Raw genomic sequence first — 266 nt, 5'->3', positions numbered from 1 at the left:
GGGTGTGCTCCTTGTTCCAGAAGATGTTGTTGTGGAAGAAGCCGTCGCCGTAGTAGGCGGCCTGCTCGGCGATCTCCGGGGAGCGGATGGAGCCGTGCCAGACTAACGGCGGGACGCCGTCGAGCGGGCGCGGGGTGGAGGTGAAGCCCTGCAGGGGGGTGCGGAAGCGGCCCTGCCAGTCCACCACGTCCTCGCGCCACAGCTTGTGCAGCAGCGCGTAGTTCTCGATGGCCAGCGGGATGCCCTGGCGGATGTCCTGCCCGAAC

At 68.0% G+C, this 266-nt stretch carries 1 protein-coding gene; it reads right to left on the bottom strand.

Features of this window, described 5'->3' with window-relative positions; translation table 11 throughout:
• Positions 1 to 266: LLM class flavin-dependent oxidoreductase (locus ACSNOK_RS34540; RefSeq protein ID WP_436784668.1), on the bottom strand; the 266-nt coding region annotated here is incomplete at both ends.

This window comes from Streptomyces sp. URMC 126 (genome assembly GCF_051386555.1).
Lineage (GTDB): Bacteria > Actinomycetota > Actinomycetes > Streptomycetales > Streptomycetaceae > Streptomyces.
The sequence above is the reverse complement of the archived record's forward strand: the minus strand, read 5'-3'. Positions and strand labels throughout refer to the sequence as shown.